This window comes from Flavobacterium nackdongense, from assembly GCF_004355225.1.
Classification (GTDB): Bacteria; Bacteroidota; Bacteroidia; order Flavobacteriales; family Flavobacteriaceae; genus Flavobacterium; species Flavobacterium nackdongense.
This window is the reverse complement of sequence record NZ_CP037933.1, coordinates 4066491-4093013: the sequence shown is the minus strand read 5'-3', so window position 1 is coordinate 4093013 and position 26523 is coordinate 4066491. Positions and strand designations below refer to the sequence as shown.

Annotated in this window: 14 protein-coding genes; 7 read left to right on the top strand and 7 right to left on the bottom strand. The window is 33.1% G+C overall.

Annotated elements, in window-relative coordinates; all coding sequences use genetic code 11:
• Positions 1–173: 173 nt before the first annotated feature.
• Complete coding sequence (locus tag E1750_RS17255) at positions 174–4427, bottom strand: hybrid sensor histidine kinase/response regulator transcription factor (RefSeq protein ID WP_133277961.1); 4254 nt, start codon at positions 4425–4427, stop codon at positions 174–176.
• A 185-nt stretch (positions 4428–4612) separates the two neighbouring features.
• Positions 4613–5764, bottom strand: a complete 1152-nt coding sequence (locus E1750_RS17250; RefSeq protein ID WP_133277960.1) for an aldose epimerase family protein — start codon at positions 5762–5764, stop codon at positions 4613–4615.
• A 244-nt stretch (positions 5765–6008) separates the two neighbouring features.
• On the opposite strand from E1750_RS17250, the gene E1750_RS17245 reads away from it, so the two are divergent.
• From E1750_RS17245 to E1750_RS17215, 7 genes are all read left to right on the top strand, one after another.
• Positions 6009–8927: a glycoside hydrolase family 2 protein gene (locus E1750_RS17245; protein ID WP_133277959.1), complete on the top strand. Its 2919-nt coding sequence runs from the start codon at positions 6009–6011 to the stop codon at positions 8925–8927.
• Between the two features lie 13 nt (positions 8928–8940).
• Entirely contained in the window at positions 8941–9696 is a 756-nt protein-coding gene (locus E1750_RS17240) for a ThuA domain-containing protein (RefSeq protein ID WP_227873922.1), read from the top strand.
• Positions 9697–9708: 12 nt separating this feature from the next.
• Positions 9709–10854, top strand: a complete 1146-nt coding sequence (locus tag E1750_RS17235) for a Gfo/Idh/MocA family protein (protein WP_227873921.1) — start codon at positions 9709–9711, stop codon at positions 10852–10854.
• A 39-nt stretch (positions 10855–10893) separates the two neighbouring features.
• Positions 10894–11946 carry a sugar phosphate isomerase/epimerase family protein gene (locus E1750_RS17230; protein ID WP_133277958.1) on the top strand — a complete coding sequence of 351 codons (1053 nt, stop codon included), beginning with the start codon at positions 10894–10896 and terminating at the stop codon, positions 11944–11946.
• A 596-nt stretch (positions 11947–12542) separates the two neighbouring features.
• Positions 12543–13427 carry an IS982 family transposase gene (locus E1750_RS17225; protein WP_133277923.1) on the top strand — a complete coding sequence of 295 codons (885 nt, stop codon included), beginning with the start codon at positions 12543–12545 and terminating at the stop codon, positions 13425–13427.
• 63 nt (positions 13428–13490) lie between these two features.
• The gene (locus E1750_RS17220; protein ID WP_133277957.1) at positions 13491–15176 is read left to right on the top strand and encodes an AlbA family DNA-binding domain-containing protein; all 1686 of its coding nucleotides are present in this window, start codon (positions 13491–13493) and stop codon (positions 15174–15176) included.
• Between the two features lie 99 nt (positions 15177–15275).
• Positions 15276–18218, top strand: coding sequence for a DEAD/DEAH box helicase (locus E1750_RS17215; protein ID WP_165698070.1), 2943 nt, complete (start codon positions 15276–15278; stop codon positions 18216–18218).
• Positions 18219–18913: 695 nt separating this feature from the next.
• On the opposite strand, the gene E1750_RS17210 is transcribed toward E1750_RS17215, so the two are convergent.
• The 5 genes from E1750_RS17210 to E1750_RS17190 form a co-directional block, all read right to left on the bottom strand.
• Complete coding sequence (locus E1750_RS17210) at positions 18914–20353, bottom strand: T9SS type A sorting domain-containing protein (RefSeq protein ID WP_133277956.1); 1440 nt, start codon at positions 20351–20353, stop codon at positions 18914–18916.
• Positions 20354–20524: 171 nt separating this feature from the next.
• Complete coding sequence (locus tag E1750_RS17205; RefSeq protein WP_133277955.1) at positions 20525–20872, bottom strand: hypothetical protein; 348 nt, start codon at positions 20870–20872, stop codon at positions 20525–20527.
• Positions 20873–21276: 404 nt separating this feature from the next.
• Positions 21277–22761: a sulfatase gene (locus E1750_RS17200; protein ID WP_133277954.1), complete on the bottom strand. Its 1485-nt coding sequence runs from the start codon at positions 22759–22761 to the stop codon at positions 21277–21279.
• Positions 22762–23077: 316 nt separating this feature from the next.
• Positions 23078–24760 (bottom strand): sulfatase family protein, encoded by a 1683-nt coding sequence (locus tag E1750_RS17195; RefSeq protein ID WP_133277953.1) that lies wholly within the window; start codon positions 24758–24760, stop codon positions 23078–23080.
• A complete protein-coding gene (locus tag E1750_RS17190) occupies positions 24757–26520 on the bottom strand; it encodes an endo-1,4-beta-xylanase (RefSeq protein ID WP_133277952.1) in 1764 nt (587 codons plus the stop codon). Before E1750_RS17190 ends, E1750_RS17195 begins: the two co-directional genes overlap by 4 nt.
• Between the last annotated feature and the right edge of the window lie 3 nt (positions 26521–26523).

Genomic DNA, 26523 nt, shown 5'->3' with positions numbered 1-26523 from the left:
GTACATAAATCTTTCCCTGCTATTGTCGTCCCTCCCCCTTTCAAGAATTAAATCCCAAAAAAAATCATTATTTCAATTCAAAAAAATGCACTATAAAAAAAAGAGTCTGACTTAAACATGTCAAACTCTTTATCTAATTCCTGCAAGTGTTTTAGATTTTTTTTTCTAAAAAATTAGTTTTTATTTAAATCTTTAACAAATTCAGAAGGTGTGACTCCGAACTGTTTCTTGAAACTTTTTGTAAAGTGCGATTGGCTTTGAATTCCAACCTTGTCCATAACTTGAATAATATTAAAATCTGTACTAGACAATAATTGGGCAGCTTTTTTCAGACGTATTTCTCTAATTAAACCTCCTATAGATTCCGAGGTTACTCCTTTGATCTTGGTATACAATTTCGTTTTACTTATTCCCAACAAACCACATAATTTAACAACATCAAAATCTACATCTTCGATATTATCATCGATACAATCGATAACTTTTCTTAAAAATTCATCTTCTACATTCCCCTTAACATTTTTTCTAGCTTCTTCAAAGGTATTTTCTAACGCAGTTTCTTTAACTTGTTTTCTCGTTCTTAACATATTTAAAATTGTCAAATGCAAGACCTCCATGCTAAATGGTTTGGCTATATACACATCAGCACCCGATTGCGCACTTTCTATTTGACTATCAACATTAAATTTAGCCGATAATAAAATAAATGGAATTCCGCGATATTTTTTGTCCTCTTTTACTTTTTTACAAAAAGTTACACCATCCATTTGTGGCATCATAATATCGCTGACAATAATCTCGATATTTTGCTTATTCAAAATTTCTAATCCTTCTACTCCATTTTCAGCTTCAAATACTTTAAAATCTTCTTCGAAATGATCCTTCATAAAGCTTCTCAACTCGATGTTATCCTCTACAATTAAAACTTCTGGTTTTGCAAAATTCTCATACATATTCACTTTCGAATCCGTAATTATATTGTGTTTTTCATCAAATGGACTTAATGCACTTTTAGAAAGCATAACTGAATTTTCGGCATTTTCCCTAGCAAACACTTCATCATAATTAATGTTAGGCAATTCAAGAATAAATTGAGTACCAATACCTTCTTTACTATGTACAGATAAATTAATATGATGAATAGTAACCAAACTTCGAACTAAAGTCAGTCCTATTCCTGATCCTTGTATTTCAGATTCATTATCAACTTGGAAAAACCGATCAAAAATATGTACCATTGCCTCTGAGCTAATTCCTTGTCCTGTATCTTCTATAGATAAATAGATATAGGATGGAGATTCATAATCACTTTTAATATTGCTAAAATTGGTAAGTTTACTATTGAATTCGAGTCTTTCTGAGGAGATTCTTAATGTTATTTTTCCACCATTTGGGGTAAATTTCAATGAATTTCCTAAAAGATTGAAAATTATTTTTTCCAATATTGCAGCATCAAATTGAAGTTCTTCAATAGCTAAATGATTTTCAAAATTTAGTTCAATTGCTTTGTTTTCGGCATTAACACTAAAAGCATCTTTGATATCCTCAAAAAAAGGAGCAATCAAATGTGGTTTAGTATTTAACTTATAGGAATTTGTGTTTAGTTTTCGGTAATCGACCAATTCATTAATTAATCTTAATAATCTTTTGGCATTTTTATACATCAATTGATAATATTTTTCCTTTTTATATTCGTTCACTTTATCACTACTAATCAATTTTTCTAAAGGACTTAGGATTAAGGTTAATGGTGTTTTAAATTCGTGGGAAATATTTATAAAAAACTGGGTAGATAATTGAAATAATTTTTCTTTCTCTTCTTCGTGTATAATCGAAATTTCAAGTTCCTTATTTAATTTGAACCAACGAATTATGAAATAATAAGCGAATAATAATGCAGAAATAAAAAGTAAAATGTACATAAAAACGGCAAAATTGGTAAACCAAAATGGAGCATTAACGCTAATTTTCAAGCGTTTTACTTTACTAGACCAAATTCCATCGTTATTAGTTGCCATCACTTCAAAAACATAATCACCATAGGGTAGATTTGAATAACTGGCTTTTCTATCTTTAGCATCGGCTTCGATCCAATCTTCATTATAATCAAGCAATCTGTACTTGAATAAAGTCCTTTTGGGATTGGCATAGTGCAAAGATGAAAATTGAATTTGAAAATTATTCTCCAAATGATTCAGAGATATTTCATCTATAAGATTAATAGATTCGCTTAAAATTATGTCATTCTTTGAATTTAATTCTCCAACTGTAACCAATTTATTATTTACATATAAATTAGATAATACTACATCAGCATTATGATTATTTACTTTGATACTCGATGGAAAAAAATAACTTACACCATCTATACCTCCAAAATAAAATCGACCACTTTTACCTTGATAAGCACTCCCAATCTTAAAACTATTACCTGCTAATCCATCTTCTTCTTCAAAATTTGTGAATTTTTCAGTAATAATATTAAATTTAGACAATCCTTTTCCACCTAACCATAATTCGTTATTTTTTTTATCAAATAGTATGGTCTCAATATCTTTAGAAGGAGCTCCTTCAGCGATAGAAAATTTCTTAGATCGGTAACCTTGTTTTAGTTTCCTGTCTAATGTAAGTTTATTAAGCCCTCCCCCTAATGTTCCAATCCATAAGGTTGTTGCGTTCTCTCGCACTATGGGCCAGACCCAATTGGAACTTATAGAATTAGCATACGATTTGTTACCTAAATAATGTAAAATCTCCCTAATCGTTCCATCCTCATTTAAAAAAATATGATTTAACCCATTGTCCGTTCCAACAAATACTTCAGGATAAAAATCATCAGCGTACACAAAGGTGACTACATCGGAGGAAAGACCATATTTACTCCCTGCTTTTTTATATATTTTTTCTACCTTATAATTGGTATTATCATTGTATTGAATTCTATTTAAACCATTTAGCCAGGAACCCGCCCACATGTTACCAAACTTATCTTTAGCAATACTAAAAATTATTTTATTCGTCAGCGTTTTATCGGTTGGACCAACCGATGAGATTTTAAAAAAGGAATTAGTCGCTTTCGAATAAATATTAATTCCTTCACTAGTACCAATCCATAACCTATTATTATCATCAGCACATAAAGTTCTAATCTTATTGCTTGAGATGCCACCATTTGAATTTTTAGAATAGCTATAAGTACTATTTTTTTTGGTTTTAAAATCATAATAATTCAATCCTGATTTTTCAGTACCTAACCAAACATTACCTGTTTCATCTTCTAAAATGGCTCTCACATAATTTTCAGAAATAGTATTAGAAGATTTGTACTGATGTGTAAGGTTGTTAAATTTCTTTTGTTTCAAATCAACAAAACTAACCCCCCCATCATAAGTAGAAACCCATAGGCACCCTGATTTATCTTTTAATAGTCCCAATACACTACTAGTAGATAAGTTCGAATTACTTTCGTTAAAAAAATTAAATTTATAGGAAGTTTTGACCAAAGAAGCTTTAATTAATCCATAAGCGCTTCCTATCCAATATTCATTATCCAAACCTTTTTCGAAACTGTTGACAACAAAACCAGTATCAAAGTTAGATTGATTTAAATTTGGAAGGTCGATTTTATAAAACGAGGCCGAAATATTTTTTTGTGCTTTAACATCAAAAATTGAAGTATTGGCCTTAATAAATCCGTTTTCGACTCCAAGCAATAAGTAATTAGTTTCTTTTGTATACAAACCGGTAAACGAAGTGTACGTATTGCTGGCAGTAGCAACAGCAATCCTTCTTAAATTGATTCTAGCATTTGAATTATCAATAACAAACAACCCTTTATCAGAAATAATCCATTCCACACCATTTTCATCGGATTTCATTTCAACAAAATGAGTGTTCTTTGGGGCATTTTTAATCAAAATTTCATTGAGTTCAATTTCATTTTCAGATGAAAAATCAATAGAAAAAACCTTTAAATAATTACTGGCAAGTACATAAATTGTGTTTCTATTGGTTAGATAAACAGAGCTTAATTTAGTTTTGGTAAGTGAGGCATTGTCATTAAACTTCCATTTCAATTTCACAAACCTCTCTTTTTTAGAATTAAAACATTCTATACCTCCCTGACAAACCAACCATAAATATTCGTTTTTTTGGACAATTTTTGCTATTCTGTTTTTGTAAACACTTTCAAATGGGTCATTCTGATTCACATAGGTTTTAATTTCATATCCATCATAACGATTTAAACCACCTAATGTACCAAACCATAAAAACCCTGAATTATCTTGTACAATTGAAGTAACATCAGAATGGGCTAATCCATTATTGATAGATAATTTATTAAATCTCAAATTAATTTCCTGCGAATAACAAAGTTGTGATAAGATCAGGAGTATTGCAAAAGAATAGAGTTTTTGAATTTTCATAATATGTGTAAAATAGTTCAAATGCGCTAAAAAAAATTTTTGAGTTGCTCATTTAACAACACAACAAAGCTAGTCCATTATCAATATTAAATTTAGTGATAACGGACTAAAAATTCGCTTTTTTGTTCTATTTTAATAAAAAACCATAGTACTGGCTACTGAATTTTACGTAAGTAAGTTCTTTTTTATGGATTTACAGTAAACTTATAAATACAAATAGATTGGTATGTTTCACCAGGATTCAATAAGGTGGTTGGGAAGTTAGGTTGATTAGGTGAGTTAGGAAAATGTTGTGTTTCTAAACAAAAAGCACCTCTATATACAAATGGCTTTCCACTTTTTCCTTTGGTTTTCCCGTCTAAAAAATTACCTCCATAAAATTGTAATCCTGGCTCGTTGGTAAAAATTTCCATCACTCTACCCGATTCTGGTTCTTCCACTTTGGCAGCAAAGACTAATCCTTCCGAATTTTTAGGATTAGCATTTAAGACAAAATTATGATCATACCCCAAACCATTTGCCAATTGCTCATTTTTATTTTTCAAATCCACTCCAATGGGTTTTCCTTTTCTAAAATCGAAAGGAGTGCTAGCCACTTTTTCAATTTTACCCGTTGGTATAAAGAATTTATTTATCGGGGTATAACTATCCGCGTTTACTGTTAAAATATGACTATTAATATCGCCTTCACCTTCACCCTTTAAATTAAAAAAAGAATGATGTGTTAGATTGATCACAGTAGCTTTATTAGTTGTCGCCTCATAATCCATCTTAAGTTCATTATCGTTTGTCAAGGTATAGGTCACTTTCACCTTTAAATCTCCCGGATAACCCTCTTCCATATCAGGCGATATTCGACTAAATTCTAATTTATTCTCAGCAAGCTGCTTAACATTCCAAATAACATCATTAAAGCCATCAATTCCACCGTGCAAATGGTTTGAAGCATTGTTGGTCGCTAAAGAATATTGTTGATTACCAATGCTAAATTTTCCGTTGGCTATCCGATTACCGTAGCGACCAATTGTACTTCCAAAATAATTCTCGGAAGCCTTTTTATATTCCTCCAAAGTATAAAAGCCTAAAACAACGTCTTTAAATTTTCCTGCTCTATCAGGCACCATCAAAGAAACTAATCGTTGACCATAATTGGTAAATGTGGCTGAAAGATTATGACTATTCTTTATGGTATAAATTTTAATAGTATTATCGTTTCCTTGAAAAGTTGCTTCATTTAATTTTGATTCTTCCTTTACAACTATTGGATTTTCTTTTTTACAGCTTACTAAGGCTAAAGCCATAACTAATGATACAACAAAATTGATACTATTTTTCATTTCAAAAAAAAGTTAAAGATTAGGATTGTAAATTTAAACAGTACTTCCAATAGAATTAATCTCAATTGTCCTAAAAACTAGCTTTTTTGTATCGGTTAAGTTAAAAAAACATCCTAGTATAATAAACAAGAAACTTACAATACCATATCCTCAAATAAAAAAAGCTATTATCAAGTTCATTTGAGCAAATTAAAATACCTAAACACTCTTTAATTTTACCTGAATAACTAAAACAATATCTACAATGAAATATCTAATTGCTTGCCTTGTATTTTCTTTTTCGATTGCTATCCATTCGCAAAGCAATCCAAATTTAGACCTTACAACTTTAAAATGGAGGCTCTGCCTTGACAAAAAAGCAACCTGGGCAAACGATGACTTATATTTAACTCCTGATATTACAAAAATACAGCCTAATCAGCCAACAGATGGTTGGGAAATGCTCCAAAAAACAGGAAAAGAAATTACCATTCCCGCGACTGTCGAAGAGCATTATTGGGGAGAAAACGGAAATGATTTTGGAATAGATGGCGATTACATTGGTGTTTCTTGGTTTTCGGCTCAATTTAAGGCAAATGAAAATTGGAAAGGCAAACGAGTGCTTCTCCATTTTGAAAGCACACGACTGCGAGCTGAAATTTATGTCAATAAAAAATTAGCGGGCTATGATCTATACAACGGAACACCTTTTTCAGTTGACATTTCAAAATATATTGATTATTCCAAAGAAAATGAACTTGCTGTAAGAATTACCGATCCAGATGGTAATTTTGAATGGATTGATTATCTAAATGATTCTTGGGGCTTAAAAAAAACATTAAGTGCTAGCCACGGTTTTGGAGGTATTACTGGAGGCGTAAGCATCAGTGTGAAGGACAACAGTTTTTTAGAAGATGTTTTCGTGAAAAACACTCCAGAAATGACCAAAATAGTTATTGAAAACACCTTAAATCAACCAGGTCAAGGCGAATTAATTGCAGAACTGTATGAAAATGAAAAAAATGTACTTTTATCAAAAAGCATTGCCGTAAGGAATACGAAAACCTCAACTATTGAAATAAATTTTCCAAAAGCAAAACTCTGGTCTATCGAACATCCAAACCTGTATTTTGTCAAACTAAAATGGAAAGGAGCCGATGGTAGCGAAGATACAGTCATAAAAAGATTTGGTTTCAGATGGTTTGATGTGGTAGAGGTTAATGGAGACAAACAGTTTCACTTAAATCACAAGAGAGTGATGCTAAGAACCTCTATTTCTTGGGGGTACTGGCCTGTAAATGGAATGATTCCTACCAAAGAATTGGCAAAAAAACAAATTCAGCTTGCTAAAGATTTGGGATTGAATATGCTGAATTTTCATAGAGGAATAGGCCAAGAAATGATTTTAGATCTAGCCGATGAAATGGGTTTACTCTATTACGCAGAGCCTGGTGGGTACAAAACAGGCACAACCTCAACTTTTTCACAAGAAATGAACAGAGAACGCCTAAGAAGAATGATCGTGCTTTTTAGAAGTCATCCCTCACTTGTTATCTACAATATGATCAATGAATCGACCAGAGATCCAGAACCTTTTGAAATCAAAGACATCCAATTGGCGCATAGTTGGGATGAAACACGGACTATTACATTTACGTCTACCAATTTTACTAAAAAAATGGGTTATAAAGATGTGCTAAACCCAGAAAAAATTGAAGCACCCATAAAATTACATATGTTACCTTATAATGACAAACCATTATATAAAGGATGGTGGGATATGCACTATGCGGATGGCCCAGGCGTCTATTTTGATAAATTTTACAAGAATCCAGAAAATTTTCATAAAAATTCTACCAACAAGGGCGAAATAATAATGTGGGGCGAAGATGGTGCTATTGGAACACCACACCGATTAGAATTGATAAACCAAGAACTAAAAGGAAAAAACTTAGGTTGGGACGGAAAAGCCTATATCAATCAATTCAATGCTTTTGATGCCTTTTTAACCAATAAAGGATATAGAAAAGCTTTTCCAACGGTAGATAGCTTAACGCAAAGTTTAGGAAGTGTTTCTATGTATTACCAAGGTCGAATGATTGAAAACGTGAGGCTAAGCAATACAGTAGACTGCTATGTTGTAAATGGATGGGAAGGAGAAAAAATTGAAAACCATTCAGGAATTGTAGATATTTACAGAAACCCAAAAGCCGATCCTAAAATAGTAGCGCACTATAACCAACCTTTGTATGTTGCTGTAAAAGCACGTGAACTAGTATTAACACAAGGAAAAAAGGCAACAGTAGATTTTCATATTATCAACGAAAAAGAAATCAAAGGAAAACATACGTTAGCAATAGCTGTTTCAGACAGTTCAGGAGAAATTTATAAAGAATCATTTGCGGTAAATATAACGGGAGGCACTACTTTTGGTGAACTTTTAAAGAAAGAAATCTCCTTTACTGTGCCCAATAAAGGATACGTCCAAATCGATGCTCAGTTAAAAAAAGGACAAAAAAATATCGCTTCGGGCAAAGAAAAACTGTTTGTAACCTCTTTAAATAAGGAACTCCCAACTGTTACCATTTCGGATACCACAAAAACCTTGACACCATTATTAAAAGATATTGCAATCATTTCAAATAATGTGACTACCGTAAATGTGCAAGAAATTAAATCTAATGTAATGGTAACCAATAATTTTAATGAATTATTTGGAAAACAAAAATTCCCTCTTAGACAAGATATTTTACGCTGGGTAAACCAAGGAAACAAACTAGTTATTATTGGTGATGTAGAAAAATTTGCTGGCTGGTTATCTTCTAAAGCTATTTTAGACTACAGAGGAAGTGCTCCAATCAAAAGAGATTGGTATGGCGGAAACTATTTTGTAAAAGAGGACAAAATTTTCATAGATTTACCTGTAAATACAGCTTTCAACTGGGAATATCAATGTTTAGCAGGATATGAAAATAATCGATTGGGCTTGCGTATCGAAAACGGCGAATCCATTGTAGGTGTTTATGCAGATCACAAGGAAGAGCTTTACTCTGCAGTAGTCAGAATACCTGTTGGACGAGGAGAAATTATCATTTCATCATTAGATTTAACCAAAGCTATAAATTCAAACACTTCAGCAAGTATTGTTGCTGAAAAAATACTGCAAAATATGTTACTTAACTAAAAAATATACAAATATGAAACTTAAAACTAGTCGTTTCTTTAGCTCTTTACTATGTTTGTTTATGGTAATTTCTGCTGCTTCCCAAGAAACTAATGATTCAAATAAATTAACTTCACTTCAAGATAAAAAAGTTTTATTAGTATATGGAGGTTGGGAAGGCCATCAGCCAAAAGTATTTGCGGAAAGAGTGAATAAATGGCTTGAAAAAGAAGGTGCCAAAGTTACTATGAGCGATTCATTGGGAGTTTATACTCAAAAAGAAATTATGGACAATACCGACCTTGTTATTCAATATTGGACGATGGGACAAATTTCAAAAGAACAAAGTAAAGCGTTATTGGATGCTGTTAAAAATGGAACTGGAATAGCGGGTTGTCACGGTGGATTGGGAGATTCCTTCAGAAACAATACAGACTATCAATATATGATTGGTGGCCAATTTGTAACACACCCTGGTGGTTTAATCGATTACGATATAACTATTAGTAAGGACAACAACCCAATTACTAAAGGAATTAAAAACTTTAGTGTTAAAAATACGGAACAATATTATATGCACATTGATCCCAAAGTAAAAATACTGGCAACAACCACTTTCTCAGACACTCATAATTATTGGATTAAAGGAACAGTAATGCCTGTTTGTTGGACAACTCAATATGCAAAAGGAAAGGTTTTTTATTTATCAATCGGACACGATCCAAAAGATTTTGACAATCCTGCTGCTTGGCAATTATTAACTAGAGGATTCAAATGGGTTTGTAAATAAAAATTGAAAAAAATGACACGAAAATTAAGAATGGGAATGATAGGTGGAGGAATTGGTTCATTCATCGGTGATGTTCATAGAAAAGCTGCTGCATTGGACGGTATGATAGAGTTAGTCTGCGGTGCTTTTAGTAGTAGTCCCGAAAAATCGATAGCCTCTGGCAAAGACTTTTATCTTCCCGAAGAAAGATGCTATAAAGATTATCAAGAAATGATCGCAAAAGAGAAAATGCTTCCCGAAGATCAGCGAATGAATTTTGTGGCAATAGTTACTCCCAATCACATGCACTTTGCTCCCGCAAAATTAGCTTTAGAAAATGGATTTCATGTGGTTTGTGATAAACCTATGACCCTAACTCTAGAAGAGGCTATTGAACTTGAAAAAATCGTAACTAAAAGTGGTCTATTATTTGCCTTAACCCATAATTATACCGGACATCCATTAGTTAAACAAGCTAAAGCTATGGTAGCTAATGGTGATTTGGGGAACATCCGAAAAATTCAAGTACATTATTTACAAGGTTGGTTATCGACCTCCGTAGAAAAAACTGGACACAAACAAGCTACTTGGAGAGTAGATCCTAGTAAATCAGGTATTGGTGGTGCTTTAGGTGATATTGGAACGCATGCCAAAAATTTGGTCGAATATATTACAAGTTTAAAAATAGAGGAATTAGCAGCCGATTTAGGACGTTTTGGCGAAGACAGAGTATTAGACGATGATGGAAATTTACTGCTCCGAATGGAAAATGGCGCCAAAGGAACAATGTCATTTTCTCAAATTGCTTTGGGTGAAGAAAACAATCTATCTATTAAAGTATATGGAGAAAAAGGAAGTTTAGAGTGGCGTCAAGAAAATCCGAATCAATTAATTACACATTGGCTTAAAGAACCCCAAAAAATCTTCACTCCAAACGGTAATGATTTGTATCCAGAAGCATTAAATAGTTCACGAATTCCAGCTGGTCACCCAGAAGGTTATTTAGAAGCTTTTGCAACTATTTACAAAAATTTCGCTATCCATTTAATGGCAGTATTAACCAATAAAACAATTGAAAAACCCGATTATCCCACTGTTTATGATGGAATAAGGGGAATGAAATTTATTTATGCAGCAGTGGAAAGTGATAAAAATAATGCTACTTGGACTAAGTTTTAAATTAAAAACTAAAATATCTTAAATTAATAACCGATTTATATGAAAACAATTAAGGGACCAGCTGTGTTTTTAGCTCAATTTGCGGGAAATCAACCACCATTCAACAATTTAGAAGGGATGTGTAAATGGGCTGCCGATTTAGGATATAAAGGAATACAGATACCAACTTGGGAAACTAATTTAATCGATATTGATATTGCTGCTGAAAGTCAGGATTACTGTGATCATTTAAAAGGAAAAGTTAATTCCTATGGATTAGAAATAACCGAGTTATCCACGCATCTTCAAGGACAATTAGTCGCTGTAAATCCTGCTTTTGACATTATGTTTGATAGCTTTGCTCCTGACGCAGTCAAAAACAACCCAAAAGCAAGAACAGAATGGGCCGTTCAAACCGTGAAAAATGCTGGAACTGCTAGCGGACGATTAGGATTAAAATCTCATGCCACATTTTCAGGAGCTTTATTATGGCATACTGTTTATCCGTGGCCACAACGACCTAATGGACTTGTGGAAATGGGATTTGAAGAATTGGCAAAGCGATGGCTACCCATTTTAAATCATTTTGATGAGCATGACGTCAATTTATGCTACGAAATTCATCCTGGAGAAGATTTACACGATGGAATCTCTTTTGAACGTTTTCTTGAAGCAACTGGAAACCATCAAAGGGTAAATATATTATACGATCCAAGTCATTTTGTATTGCAACAGCTAGATTATTTAAGTTTTATTGATTTTTATCACGACCGCATTAAAGCCTTTCACGTAAAAGATGCCGAATTTAATCCTACAGGAAAACAAGGCGTTTACGGCGGCTATTCCGATTGGAAAGATAGAGCAGGTCGTTTTAGATCTTTAGGGGATGGTCAAGTGGATTTTAAAAGTATTTTTTCAAAATTAACTAAATACGAATGTGATGTATGGGCAGTAATGGAATGGGAATGTTGCATAAAATCATCATTTCAAGGTGCTCGTGAAGGTGCTCCATTTATACAAAATCATATTATTGAAGCAGCTGAAAGAAGTTTTGATGATTTTGCAGGAACTGAAATTGACAAAGAACAACTAAAAAAGATATTAGGGCTGTAAAATTGCATAGTTGATGAAAAAATGATATTTTATTTAGCACGAATAAAAAATTTCAAAAATAAACGAACTATAAATTAATCATAATTCTATTTTATTTGACTAAACTCAGACATTATATGGAATGTTACCAAAAATCTCTTTAAGGATTGCCTTTAAATACTTCCACCATTTCATTAGATATTTTACTTTGCATAAGTATTCATATTATTTAGAAGAAAAGGAGCTTAAATTTTTAGTGAATTTTCCCAAGGATAAAGCATATTTTAGATAAATAAAAGCTAAAGGCTAACTAGAGCTTCTTAATTAATTTGCTCAAAAAATAAATCAAATAAGTGCATTTACGAAAAAAGCAAAAGCTTTACAAGTAGTAAAATCTATGATTGCAACGGTAAAAATACTTTTAAACACTTAGAAAAATCCGATACAAAAAACGCAATCAGCCCCCTCAGTGAAACAAATAACTCAACCCAGACTCGACATAATTATATTTATAAAAAACCCGTTGGGTGTAATTATTTGAAGTAAAATAAATTGAATAAATATTGGTCAAGATACTGAATTTCAGTATCTTGAAGTCGCCAAACAAACCAATATTTATGTCAAATATAGTAAAAAAATATTTAAGAGTTTTAGAAGTTATAAGTTCTTTAAATTGTGAATTAGAATTTAAGTCTGGCGTCGGAAGAAAACAAAAAATGTCTGATTTAGAGATAGTTGCATTGAGTTTAACTGCGGAATTTATGTCAATTGACAGTGAAAATTCTTTATTTAAAGAGATAAATAAACAACAAATTCCTAACTTAATTGACCGAAGTCAGTTCAATAAAAGAAGGAGAAAATTATTTTTCTTTTTAGAGGAAGTTAGAGTAAAACTTGCTTCTCATTTTTTAGAATTTGAAAATTATTTTATTGTTGATAGTATGCCATTGGAGATATGCAAATTTGCTCGTCATAACAGAATTAAAATCTGTAAAAAAGATTTTGAAACTGCTCCGTCTAAAGGATTTTGTGCCTCACAAAACAATTGGTTTTATGGTTATAAACTTCACGGTGTTTGTTCAATAAATGGTGTTTTTCATTCATTAGATATTACAAAAGCTGAAGTTCACGATGTCAATTTTTTAAAAAATATAAAAGAACAAATGTCTGATTGTGTGGTTCTTGGCGATAGAGGGTATTTATCTGAATCAATTCAGTTAGATTTATTTCAAACAGTAAATATTAAATTGGAAACGCCAAAAAGAACAAATCAAAAAGACTATACGCCTCAACCTTCTGTCTTTAGAAAATCAAGAAAAAGAATTGAAACATTATTTTCACAATTGTGTGACCAGTTCAAAATTAGAAACAATTATGCTAAATCTTTTGAAGGATTTAAAACACGGATTTTAGCAAAAATAACGGCATTAACATTGGTTCAATTCATCAATAAATTTATTTTTGATAGACCAATAAATAATATTAAGAATCAAACAATTTAATTACACCCAACGGGTTATTTATTACTTTATTTTATACTTTCGCTAAACATTAAAAACAATAAAATGGAGGAACAACTTTTAAGACAATTGATTTTACAAGGTGAAGGAAAGCATATTGAATTTAAAGGGGCTAAACGTTCTGTTCCCTCTGATTTATACGAAACCGTTGTGAGTTTTTCCAATACAGAAGGCGGAACTTTGATTTTAGGAATAGAAGATGACGGAACTATTTCTGGTGTTGAAGAAGCATTCAAAAATAATATTCTTAAAGATTTAGTGTCTTCAATTAATTCTACCGATTGTATAAATCCTCCACTATATTTACAACCAGTTCCAGTTAAAATGGATGGAGTGTGGATAATTGCAATGCAAGTGCCTGTAAGTTCTCAAGTTCACGACCATAAAAAAGCGATTTATATCAGAGAATATGAAAGTGATTTAGATATTACAAAACAAAGTCAACGAGTAAGCGACTTGCATCTAAACAAACGTAATTTCTTCACAGAAAGTCAAGTCATTCCTAATCTAACAATGGAAGACCTTGATGAAAAACTATTTGAAAAGGCGCGTAATCTGATTAAATCCAATCAAAGTGACCATCCTTGGCTTTTCGAAAAAAATCAAAAAATGTTGGAAGAAGCTTCACTTTACAGAAAGGACTTTTTTACTCAAAAGGAGGGATTAACTTCCGCAGCTGCTCTAATTTTTGGTAAGGACACAACAATTCAAAGCTTATTCCCTGCATATAAAGTGGAGGGAATGGTAAGAAAGATTAATAAAGACCGATGGGACGATAGAATTACACCTCCTTTGCGAACCAATTTAATAGATACTTACATACAGTTAAAAGCGTTTGTTAATAAGCATTTACCTGAAAAATTCTATATGGAAGGTGACCAAAGAGTTGATTTAAGAGATAAAGTATTCCGTGAAGTAATTGGAAATGTAATTGTGCATCGTGAGTACAGCAGCGCATTGGCAACAGAAATGATTATTGATCAATACCAACTGACAATCACAAATCCAAACAATCCTCACTTCAGTGGTCCAATTGATTTAAACAGTTTCAATCCATATCCTAAAAATCCAAACATCCGTAAATTTTTCACGGCTTTGGGTTGGACTGATGAAATTGGTTCTGGAATCAGAAACACAAAAAAGTACCTGCCATTATACATAGAAGGAGCGCAACCAATATTTATTGAAGGATCTATTTTCAAAACAATCATTCCACTACGTTTGGTAACGCTAAAATCTTTCTCTAATAAATGGTTAAAATGGATAGAATTAGATGAAAAATATACCTCTCATTTAGAAAAATCTTTGAGCAAAATTAATATTTCACCAGAACTCTTTGAAGCTTCTTGGGAGGAGTGTCTTTTACATTTGGTACCAAGCTGGACACAAAAAGGTACCAAGCTGCAAAATCTTGATTGGCCTAAAAATCAGCCTACTGATGAACTTCTAATAAAAAAAGTACCAAGCTGGTCTCAAAAAAGTACCAACCTCATCCATAAAAAAATTCGATATATAATTGCCATTTTATCCTTAACAGGAGAGCCATTAGCGCTAGATGATATTATGATGGCTGTTGGATATGCCAATAAGAAAACATTTCGTGACAACTATATAAAACCTTTGGAACAATTACAATGGATTGAGAAAACAAATCCACAAAATCCAACAGCACCAGATCAAAAATATAAGTTAACCCTAATTGGCAAAATATTCCTAGGTAATCAAGAGTAAAAAACCATTATCTCATTCGCATCTAATATATTCCATAAATCTAGCATTCTAATTCACTTGCAATTTATTTAAAAACAGACTATTTGAATAATCTAAATTATGCCATCAAGTCAAATAAATAAAATCCAACTGTTTAAATCTGTTTTTGCAGGAAGAGAAGATGTGTTTGCGGTTCGTTGGGAAAAAGGGAGTAAAAGCGGTTATATGCCAGCCTATTTCTATGACCCTTATCGGTATCGAGCTCATAAAATGAATGGTGGAACTTTTCAAAATTTCGCAGATAAAAAATATTTGCCATTCACAGAAAAAGAAATTGAAAAACACCTTAACGGCGAACAACATATTGGCGTTTATCCTTTGCTCAAAGACAATACTTCTTGGTTTATTGTGGCAGATTTTGACAAAGTAGAGTGGGTTGAGGACTGCAAAAAGTTTATAAATGCTTGTAATGAAAAGGGGATTTCTGCCTATTTGGAACGCTCTCGTTCAGGTAAAGGTGGACACGTTTGGATATTTTTCGAACAACCCTATCCAGCGATAAAAAGCAGAAAGATTTTCATTTCAATTTTAGAGCAAACAGGAGTTTTCTCTTTGTTTGATAAGAGTTCCAGTTTTGACAGAATGTTTCCCAATCAAGATTTTCTTTCTGGAAAAGGATTTGGAAATTTGATAGCACTTCCGCTGTATAAGAAAACTTTTGAACAAGGAAACAGCTGTTTTATTGATGTTGAAAGCCTAGAACCTATTCCAAATCAATGGGATTTTATAAAGAATATTCAAAGAATTTCGCCAATAAAATTGGATGAATTATACCAAATTCATAATACACAACAAAATATTTCTGCTTCAATTGCACCGCAATTATACAATGAAAAATTAACCATAAGATTGGCAAATGTTGTTAAAATTAATCGTAATGCCATTTCAACGCCGCTAATCAATTTTCTAAAAGAAGAATTGAATTTTCTGAATACCCAATTTTTAAAAAAAAAGAAGATGGGTAAAAGTCCTTTTGGAACAGAGCGTTATTTCAAGTTGGTCGAAGAAATAGAAAATGAAGTCATAATTCCTAGAGGTTTTATCGGGAAAATAATTCGATTTTGTAGAGAAAATAATATTGAATATAATTTTAGTGATGAAAGAAAAAAACTAAAGGAAGTTTCTTTCTTATTCAATGCGCAACTCCAAGAACATCAGCAAATAGTCATTGATACAATTGCAAAGAAAGATTTAGGAGTGGTTGTTGCACCGCCGGGTTCTGGAAAAACTATCATTGGTCTAAAAATTATTGCAGACAAAAAACAACCCGCATTAATAGTCACACATCGAAAACAAATTGCCGACCAATGGATGGAAAGAATTGAAACTTTTCTTGGAATTCCAAAAAATGAGATTGGAAAAATTGGTCAAGGAAAAACCAAAATTGGAAAGCAGATAACGGTTGCAATGATTCAAAGTCTATCAAAAGAATTAGATAAACACGATGGCGAAAAACTTTTGAATGCTTTTGGGACTATTATTTTAGATGAATGCCATCATATTCCAGCGGAAACATTCAGAAATACAATTTCAAAATTGCAAACCTTCTATTTGTATGGATTGACAGCAACTCCATTCCGAAAATATAATGACAGCAAATTGATTTTTATACATTTAGGAGAAGTGATTTCTGAAATAAAATCTAACGAAATAAGCACGGCTAAAAAACCTAAAATCATTATTAGAAATACAGAACTAGATGTTCCTTTTAACTCAAAGACGGATAAATTTGAGACATTATCAAAAATCCTAGTTCACGATTCTACTCGAAACAAAGCCATACTCCAAGATGTTATCAATGAATTAAAATCGGACAAAAAAGTTATTATTATTACCGAGCGCAAAGAACATATTGACTCGCTTTATCAGTATTTAAAACAATTTTACGAAGTGATTACGTTGAGTGGCGAAGATTCGGATAACAGTAAAAACTCTAAATGGAAATTGCTGAAAGAAGGAAACTATCAAGTAGTCATAACCACTGGACAATTCTTTGGAGAAGGAACAGATTTGCAAAATGCTAATTGTCTTTTTCTGGTTTATCCGTTTTCTTTTGAAGGAAAATTGATTCAATACATCGGTAGAGTGCAACGTTCAGAAATAACACCCACAATTTATGATTATCGCGATATCAAGATAGATTATTTGAATAAAATGTTTCTGAAAAGAAATGTCTATTACAGGAAAATTGACAAACAAGCGACTTTATTTGATGAGCCTAAAGAAGAGATTATTGTTTCAAAAAACACTTTCATAATTGATAAAAAAGTAAAGATTCCATTTGAAAAACTAAATTTTCGTTACGGAAGTATAGCTTTTAAATATGAAGTTTCAGAAATGAAAACCGAGCTTGAATTTGATATTGAAAATTTTGAAATAAGGCCCGAATTTGAAGTTTTGAAAGGGTATTTCTCTAAAACACTCAAAATAAAAAACATAACGGTTACTATTCATGCTGAATTTGAAGAAGGCCAACTAATTTCACAATTAGCATTATCAAACGATCTAAAAAAGATAACTAGAGAATTGATTGAAACTGTAAAATTCACCTTTATAACTAAGACTTTCTTAGGAAAACCAAATATAATTGGTCAAGAAAATTTGGTTGACATTAATCAATTGCAAAATGAAAACAATGCCAAATTTTATAATTCGGGAGATGAATTATTAAACGATTTTTTACAGAATCAAAAATATAAACATCGAGCTCATTTACAATATTTAGCCGAACATCACCAAAGGACTATACTTAAAATTCGATTTGTTTTGAATCCATTTTCATTTGTTTTTCTCCTAGCAGGAAAAACGGGATTTCATATCGTTTTAGAAACCTTAAATACAGAAGAAGCAACTTATATTTGGCATTTTGACAACGACAAACAATCGCTTCCCGATAAATTAAAACAAATAGACAGCTATCTAAATACCATTAGAACTAATGGAAGACAAGCATTTATAGAAAATCCACCCAATAATTTCAGTAGAATACTCCACGATTATTAAGCTGACAGAAAAGGTTTTGTAATTTGGAAAGATTTGATTGAAGAGAGGATTACTTGATTAAGAATGAAGCAAATGTCAAAATAATAACAGATAATATAGATATCTTCACAATCCATTATCTCATTCAACTGCACAAAATACTCGTTTAGTCCAAGTATTCCTAAACTTACTGTCAACCTGAGCGCAGATGAAGGGTTTGTTTGCTTCATTTCGTTAGGTGCGCTTCCAATAACGAGAACATTCTTTTTCATTCGGTTTAAAAAGGACGTTTAACTTTTCAGTTGCCACTCCTTGCCACCACTCCTAAAAAAATTGCTGTCACGGTTTTTGAAATAGCTTTGCAAAAGCTATTCTTCCTTCCAACGGTAAATAATAACTTCGAGAAAAACAAAAACACGTACACTGCGTGACTCGCGCCAGCAATTTTTCCTCTCAAGCTCCTGTGGTTTACTCCAGGACAGCTTCTTAAGCAGCCCATAAAATTAATCATACTTATCAAGAATCCGTTCTGAGCTGCGCAACAAAAAATACTATTCGGCAGTAAATGCCTTTATAAAAAACCCCGCCAATCTAGAAAATTGGTGGGGTTGCTGTTTAGGAACACTTTAAAATTCCCAATTAGTGAACCTAAGTTTTACTAAAACAATAATTGTGATGAATATTTAAAGTTATCTATTTAATGGATTTTTTACATCCTATTTGGTGATTACCAACTTTTTGTCTTCAATAGAATTATCGGCATTTTTAAGTCTTACGATATAAATTCCTGATTGTAAATCAGAAACATTGATTTGGTCGTTACTTTTGTTGTCGCTTTTCAAAACCAGTCTTCCAGTGCTATCATAAACATCTACCGAAATTACTTTAGATGCACTACTGATGTTCAATACATCTTTCGCGGGATTAGGATATAGTGCTATCGAGTTATTATTTTTGCTAATAGCATCTAAACCAAGAGATCCATCATAAGTAAATCGAATATTATCCAAAATAATCGAGCCAGAATCGGAAGGTTTTCCTGCATTTGCAGTATTGTTTGAATCGGCAAATCGAAGTTTGAAACTTGTAACATCTCCTGTCCAGGCTGTGTTTTTCGTAAGGTCTATTTCATAAGTTTGATATGCAGCATCGTTTGTAGTGATGGGGGTTATTCCAGATACTATTGTTCCAACAACTACAGCTAATTCGTTTGTAGTAGCCGAACCGTTTTTTATAACTACGGTTACTTTATTGCATTTCTTTGCTGCCATAGGATCTGTAGGAATAGGAAAACCTAACAAATTTAATCTCGCAAATTGGTTGGCTGTTGGCGCTAAAGTAACAAGACCACCTGTATGAGTTGACACAGTAATTTGTGGATCTAATGTCCATCCTTCTAAATTTCCATCAGTTAAAAAGTCAAAGCTATAATCAAAAGAAGGGTCGGAAACAAAATTAGCAGTTACTGTTTTATTGGAATTCATTGTAATATTAGCCGAAGGAGAGGTTCCTGATAAATCACCAGACCAATTAGAAAAAATCCAATGCGTGTTATTGATTGCGCTTACAGTTACCATATCAGTTGGTAAATAACTGCCTTGATTGGGCGTTTTTGTAACGGTTCCGCTCCCAACAACATTAGTGGTCAATGTGGTATTTCCAGCAGGAATTTGATAAGTAAAATACACATCGTCTATATAAAATGTACCTGCACTTCCGGCAACAATTCGAACCCCAGCAGTGGCACTAGTAACCATTCCGGTTTTGGTAAACTCAATGGCATCCCATCCACCAGTCATTGTAAAAGCAGAACTTCCAGTAGTTGAACCTGGTGCTCCTTGAAATACTTGAATAGTAACCGTTGTACCTGCAGTTCCCTTTACTTTGGCCGTAATTTTATAATCTCCAGCAAAAGTAGGAGCAACATTTGGGCTAGTCTGCACTCTGTTCGGGGAACCTCCAGCTACAAGTACCATTGCTCCGGGAGCTGTAAAACCTTCGGTAGCGGAATAACCTATCGAACCTCCAGCGGGACCAGCTGTTCCTGCATTATAAGCCCAACCAGTTGTGGCGGTATCAAAAGTTGAATTTGTCACCAATTGTGCAAACCCGACTGATGAACTAAGCATCAATAGAAATAAAGTAATTTTTTTCATAGTAGTAGTATTTTAATGGTTATAATAATAGTAAGGTAAAATTATTTTAAAAATAAAAGGTAGAGGTTTGATTATCATCAAATAGGGTTTGAAAATCGTTAGCAATGACTTTTTTGTTGTCGTTCTAAAGCTTTGAAACTAGCCAGTTATATTTTTAGGTTAAAACGGAATTTATCTATTTTCAGCCGGTTTGAGCGCTTTTTTTTGATCATCGGTAAGCACTTCATTATAAATTTTCATCCCTTGTTTTTTGTAAACCTCCTGATTTTTTGCTTTTCTGGCTTCTTCATCAGCTACCTCTTTTTTGATAGCCTCAATTTCTGATATCTGCTCCAGATAAATTGCTGTAATTTTTGTCTTTTGATCCTCGCTCAATGCAAGATCTTTGTTTTTTGATACAATTTTTTCATTGTATTTTTCAGTATTTGCTTTAGCTCTTTCCTCTTTACTTTGCCCCATTGCGATTTGAGAAAAAGCCATTGTGGCCACCAACAATAACAGTAGTTTAATTGATTTCATAATTTATAATTTACTTTGTTTATAGAAGTATAAAATTAGAAATCAATTGAATCCAATGGGTTTGCTTATCAGCAAATAAGGTCTATTTAAAATCAATTTTAAGCTATTAATAAAAAAAAAGAGGTACTACTGAGTTTTTAGTGGAAACAAAAAAAGTACAACCATTAAGTTCATTTAGATTTTTACTGCCCTTATCTTTCTTTAAATCGTTTAAAATCTTAAAAAATAGACCGTAATTTCAGCCTCATAAATACTTGTATATTAGGAAAATTAAGATTTGTATCGCTCTTAATTTTCTTAATAGCCTAAATGGTTTAAAAAAAATAATGTTCACACAAAACCCAGAAGTACCAAAAAAGACTCAGCCATTGATTTTAATGAAATTGAAAGTAAGTAACGTACATTTATTTTGATGTTTCTGTGCCAAGAATATTTCGTTCATATTCAGTATGCAAGGTTTTCTGCAATTGTTTAACAATTTCGCGGTATTCGGGTTCATTCACCACATTGTTATTTTCGTCTTTATCTATTTGATGGTCATAAAGCATATTGGCAATAGTTGAATTGTCTTTCGGATTGATATATTCTGTGTAACTGTAATTTGTGGATTTTAATGTAAATCCGTTGGCTCTTTTTATCAGAATATGTTCTTTGCCATTCAATTTGGGGTCGTTGAGAATGGGCACTAAACTTTTGCCTTCTAACTGATTTTTGGGCAATGGCAAACCACAAAGTTCAGCCAAAGTTGGATAGATATCAACGAGTTCAGTCAATGCATTGGTGGTTGAACTCTTGCTCTTCGATTTTGGATTATAAATAATTAAAGGAACTTGAGTAGAAGTGTTATAATTGGTAAATTTTGCCCATTGTGTATGTTCTTGTAAATTATACCCGTGGTCTGAAACCAATACAACAATTGTATTTTTATCCAGGTCAAGACTTCTTAGATTGTCCAATATTTTTCCTAGAAGTGCGTCGGCATAACTCACGGTGGCATAATACGTATGAATCAAATCGATGGCAGTAGCATCAGTCACTTGACCTGATTTTGGAATATTGGTATATTCTCTCATTTCTGGCCAATTGCTAATAGAAATGGCTGGCGCGTTCTTCGGAATATAATTATTATAGGGTTGCTTTATGGTCTTTCTATCATACCAATCATAATATTTTTTTGGAGAATTGAAAGGCAAATGGGTACTGATAAATCCGGCTGCCAAGAAAAATGGTTTCCCTGACTTTTGTAGCATTTTAAGGTTTTTGATGACTTTATTCGCTGTTAAACCATCGATATATATTGAATCGTTGCCTTCTGCATTTTCAAAGGCTGGCCCTTTTCCCGTTTTTAAATATTCTGCTTTATTTTGTGGCAACTGATAATCTTTCCAGATGGTTTGCCAATAATCTGTTGGTGCTAAGCCTTTATCATTTTTGTCGAAAGCATAAGGCCGCCACAATTCGTCCCAATCTCCGATATGATCGTCAAGATGATGAAAAACTTTTCCGTTGGAAATGGTCGTATATCCATTTTGATGAAAAAGTTGTGGCAGTGTTATGGCATTGGGAGTTTCTTTTTGCACAAAGGTATCGAAATCTACAAAAATGTTCTTTGTGGGTAAAATACCAGTTAACATACTAGCTCGTGAGGCACCGCAAACAGGAACATTACAGTACGCATTGTTGAATTGAATGGCCTTAGCCGCAAAAGCATCAATATTAGGTGATTTAATCATTGATTTTCCATAACAACCCAATTCGGGTCTCAAATCATCCATATACAACAATAAAACATTGGGTTTTCTTTCGTGAGGACTAGGAATTGTTTTGCATCCAAACATCGAAAACACGGAAACCAAAATCGAAAGTGCGATAGAAAAATGATGCTTCATAAATCTTGTATTTAAAAAAAATGATTGATGGTCTGATTAACTTTTAAGTTTATCTAATTTTTACACTATTTCTATTTATTGGTTCTACCGGGTTTTGTGTGAGAATAAATTTGAAATTAATTTAAACCACATAGGAGAAAAGTAGTCGAACTTGTTAAAAAAGATTGACATAGAAAATTCTTTTTCCACGTAATGCTATGAAAACTATGCAAAAGCGAAGCATTCTAAAAATAATATATATATTTTGATAGCTATAAGAATCATAATAAAAACTATGTGGTTAAAAAAAACTTTACAACATTGCCAGTAAAACCATTTATTGTAATTCGATTAGCTTAATTTCACTATCCATAAATCCAATTCGGTTGGCTATCACATAAATATACTTACTTGATGCAATTTGTATCGGTTGGGTATAGAGATTCCAATTACTATTTAAATCATATTTTTCGTCTTTTGAATCGGAAATAATATAAGACAAGGAAGATCCTTTTGTTGGGCAAGAAAGAGCAATCGTCTTATCTTTAATTTTGTAAATGGGCATCTCAGTTTTAGGTTGCTGGTTATTGGGCCACATTTTGGATACCATTTCACTTTCAGGAAGTCCGGCATAATCAAACTTATCGTCAAACTGTTGACTGCAGGCTAATCGCAATTCTTCTAAAACAGCTTTGTATTCAGGTTTTGCCGCTAGATTATTCGTGCTAAAAGGGTCTTTTCGTACATCGTATAACTCCTCTTTTTCCTTGGTTTGAAACCAAGCCATTTGTACGTCATTGAGTTGATTCTTTGCTTTCAATTCGAGCATATTGACCATCAAAGGCACTTTTTTTCGATACTGTACATCTTTGTATTTGGTGAAATCGGGATGATAATTTTTGATGTAAACATAGTGTTCCGTTCGAACTGATCGAATTCTGTCTGTAAATTCATCAAAACGGTCGGAAGTTCCGTAAACGTATTTCCTTGGCTTTACTTCATATTGGCCTAAAAACGATTTTCCGTCTAGGTCTTGTGGAGGTTTGACATTGGCTAGACTTAAGACTGTCGGCCCTAAATCGGTGAACGAAATCAGTCGATTCGAACTCTGACTGTTTTTTTGATTGATCCCTTTGATCATTAAAGGCGCTTGCAATCCGTAATCATATATTTCACGTTTTTGATGCGGTAAAGGACCGCCATGGTCGCTGTAAAAAAAGATTATCGTATTGTCATACAGTCCGTCTTTTTTTAATTCGTCGATAATAAACCCTACATTTTTGTCCATAATTTCGATATTGCTGTAGTGACGAGCAATGTCTTTTCTGGCAATTTCATTGTCGGGAAAGTACGGTGGAACAGGAACCGTAGCTGGATTTACCGTTAATGGCAAATCATTGTTTAACCAAAGTTTGCTTTCGTGGGTATCTCCAATATTAAAAACAGCAAAAAACGGTTTTCCCTTTGGACTGTTTCGCCAGTGTGCTTTGGGATCATTTTCGTCCCAGGCTGAAAGAGGTGCTGCGAATTGGTAATCTGTCTTTTGATTGTTGGTGCAATAATAACCGTTCGCTCTTAGGTATTCCGTAAAACATTTGATATTCTCCGGAATTACAGCGGAATATTCTCGGACTGTATTTCCTTTTAAATCCAAAACAGCTTCCTTGCTCTCCCCTTCCCCTTTGGTGGCAACCTCTTTATACTTGCGTTTTCCCCAAGACATTACATCGTTACCGGTTCGCATATACATTGTTCCGATGGAGGTTGGCAGCATTCCAGTAATAATCGCAGAGCGACTTGGCGCACAAACTCCTGTTGTAGCAAAAGCATTTTGGTAGATTATACTTTGGGTTGCCAATTTATCTAAGTTGGGTGTTTTGGCGGTTTTGTCACCATACATAGAAAGTGTTGGACTAATATCTTCGCAAACAATCCATAGAATATTGGGTTTCTTTTCTTGGGCATTTATAAAACAGCCTAAACTTAAAAAGAAAAATACAAGAGTTCTTAATTTTATCATTTCAAATTGATTTTTATAGCAGTAAGGTCATTCGGCATAAGAGCGAAAGTTCCTTTATATTCCTTGCCTTCATATTGGACACTGTATTCGTAATCACCATAAAAACCTCTGTGGACCATTTCCCCTTTTTCATTGGTTTTACCTTCCCATTTTGTATTCCAAGTATCAAAAACTAAATCCCGATAAGCTTTCCCCATTTTGGTTAAAGAATAATTTTCATCAACTAAAGCCGCTTTTGGGTGTCTTGGAGCATAAAATCCCCAAAACAAATATTCTTTAACGGCGGGTATGCTAAAAGCCGTAATCATAAAGTCGCGCGTATATTGGGCACGCAAGTCATCATCGTCTAAAATATCTATAGAAAACTCCGAAATAGCAATCTCTTTATTCAATGTGCTAAATCGGTTTAAAACCTCAATAACCGTTGTGGGAGGAGTCAAATCGGTTCCGATATGGCTTTGCATTCCTAAACCATCAATAGCTCCGTTGGTTTTTGAATCAATCTCTTTGATAAAATTAAAATACCAATCTTGTTTGGTTATATTGATGCCGCCGCCACTCAAAATGCCGTATTCGTTGATGTACCTTTTGGCATTGGGGTCGAATGATTTTGCTTTTCTAAAAGCTTCAAACAAAATTTCATTGGAACCAAAAATAGTGGAAATATCTTTGTTGGTATACGCTTCGTTTACAACATCCCAATGGGAAATTTTACCTTTGGTCTGCGAAAGAATACTTTTGAAATGACTGTCTATCAATTGTTTTATTTTGTCTGGATTGTTTTTATTTTCAAAATAGACCTCAGGCAAATATTGAAATCCTGGCCATAACAAGGCGTGACCTTTTACCAGAATTTCATCTGATTTTAAAGTATTTATGGCGTCAATCGTTGCCGGTTGCTTGTTTACAATCGACCAAGCTTTTGCTTTTAAATCATTTTCGAAAACTACAGTATTGAATAGCTTTTCGACTGTTTCTAGGTATTTTGGATTGGTGTTGATATCTACTGTTGAAACGGCGGTACCAAACCGGAAATAATGTTTTTTTTGTTGAATAGAAATACTAGCATTTTTTATCGGTTTTCCTTTAAAGTTAACGGACAGCGAAAAATTACCTTTTCTAATTGCTTCAATGCGTTTTTCGGCTTCGATGCGCCATTTTGAATTTGAAGCCATTCCAGCGTAGGTAATTTTTGTTTTAGGAAGTTTAGCAAAATCAAAACCAACAGGATACAAGAGTAATTGGATATTTTTGATTTCGAATTTTTGAGGTGTAAATCCGAAATGCATAGCGAGAATATCCGTTGCATTACTTGTTTTCAAGGCCTTAAAAGGCAAATAATAGGTTTGCCATTTCGAGGATAAACTCACTGCTTTTTCAATAACATCTTTTGGCGCGGAGGATTCAGCTTGTCTAAAAATCCAAGCGACTTTTGCCTCGGCAGTTTCTTTACTTGATTCCAATGTCCTGGCTTGGAATGTCAATAATAATGGTTGATCGGGCACAATATTTCTGGTTTGCAAAGGAAACCGTATGCTTAAATTATAAACAAATTTAGGTTGTTTGATGGTAGTTGCCGTGAGTGCCAAAGTATTTTCAGCATTTGCCATCTCAATTTTCCCAAATTCATTGTCCACTTTTGTGTTTTTTAATTTTTCACTGAGTATCAAGTTTTCACCACCCATCGGGAATTCCTGTGCAAATAGAAGCGAAAAACTACTACTTAAAAGAAAAATTAGAATTAGATATTTTGATTTCATTAC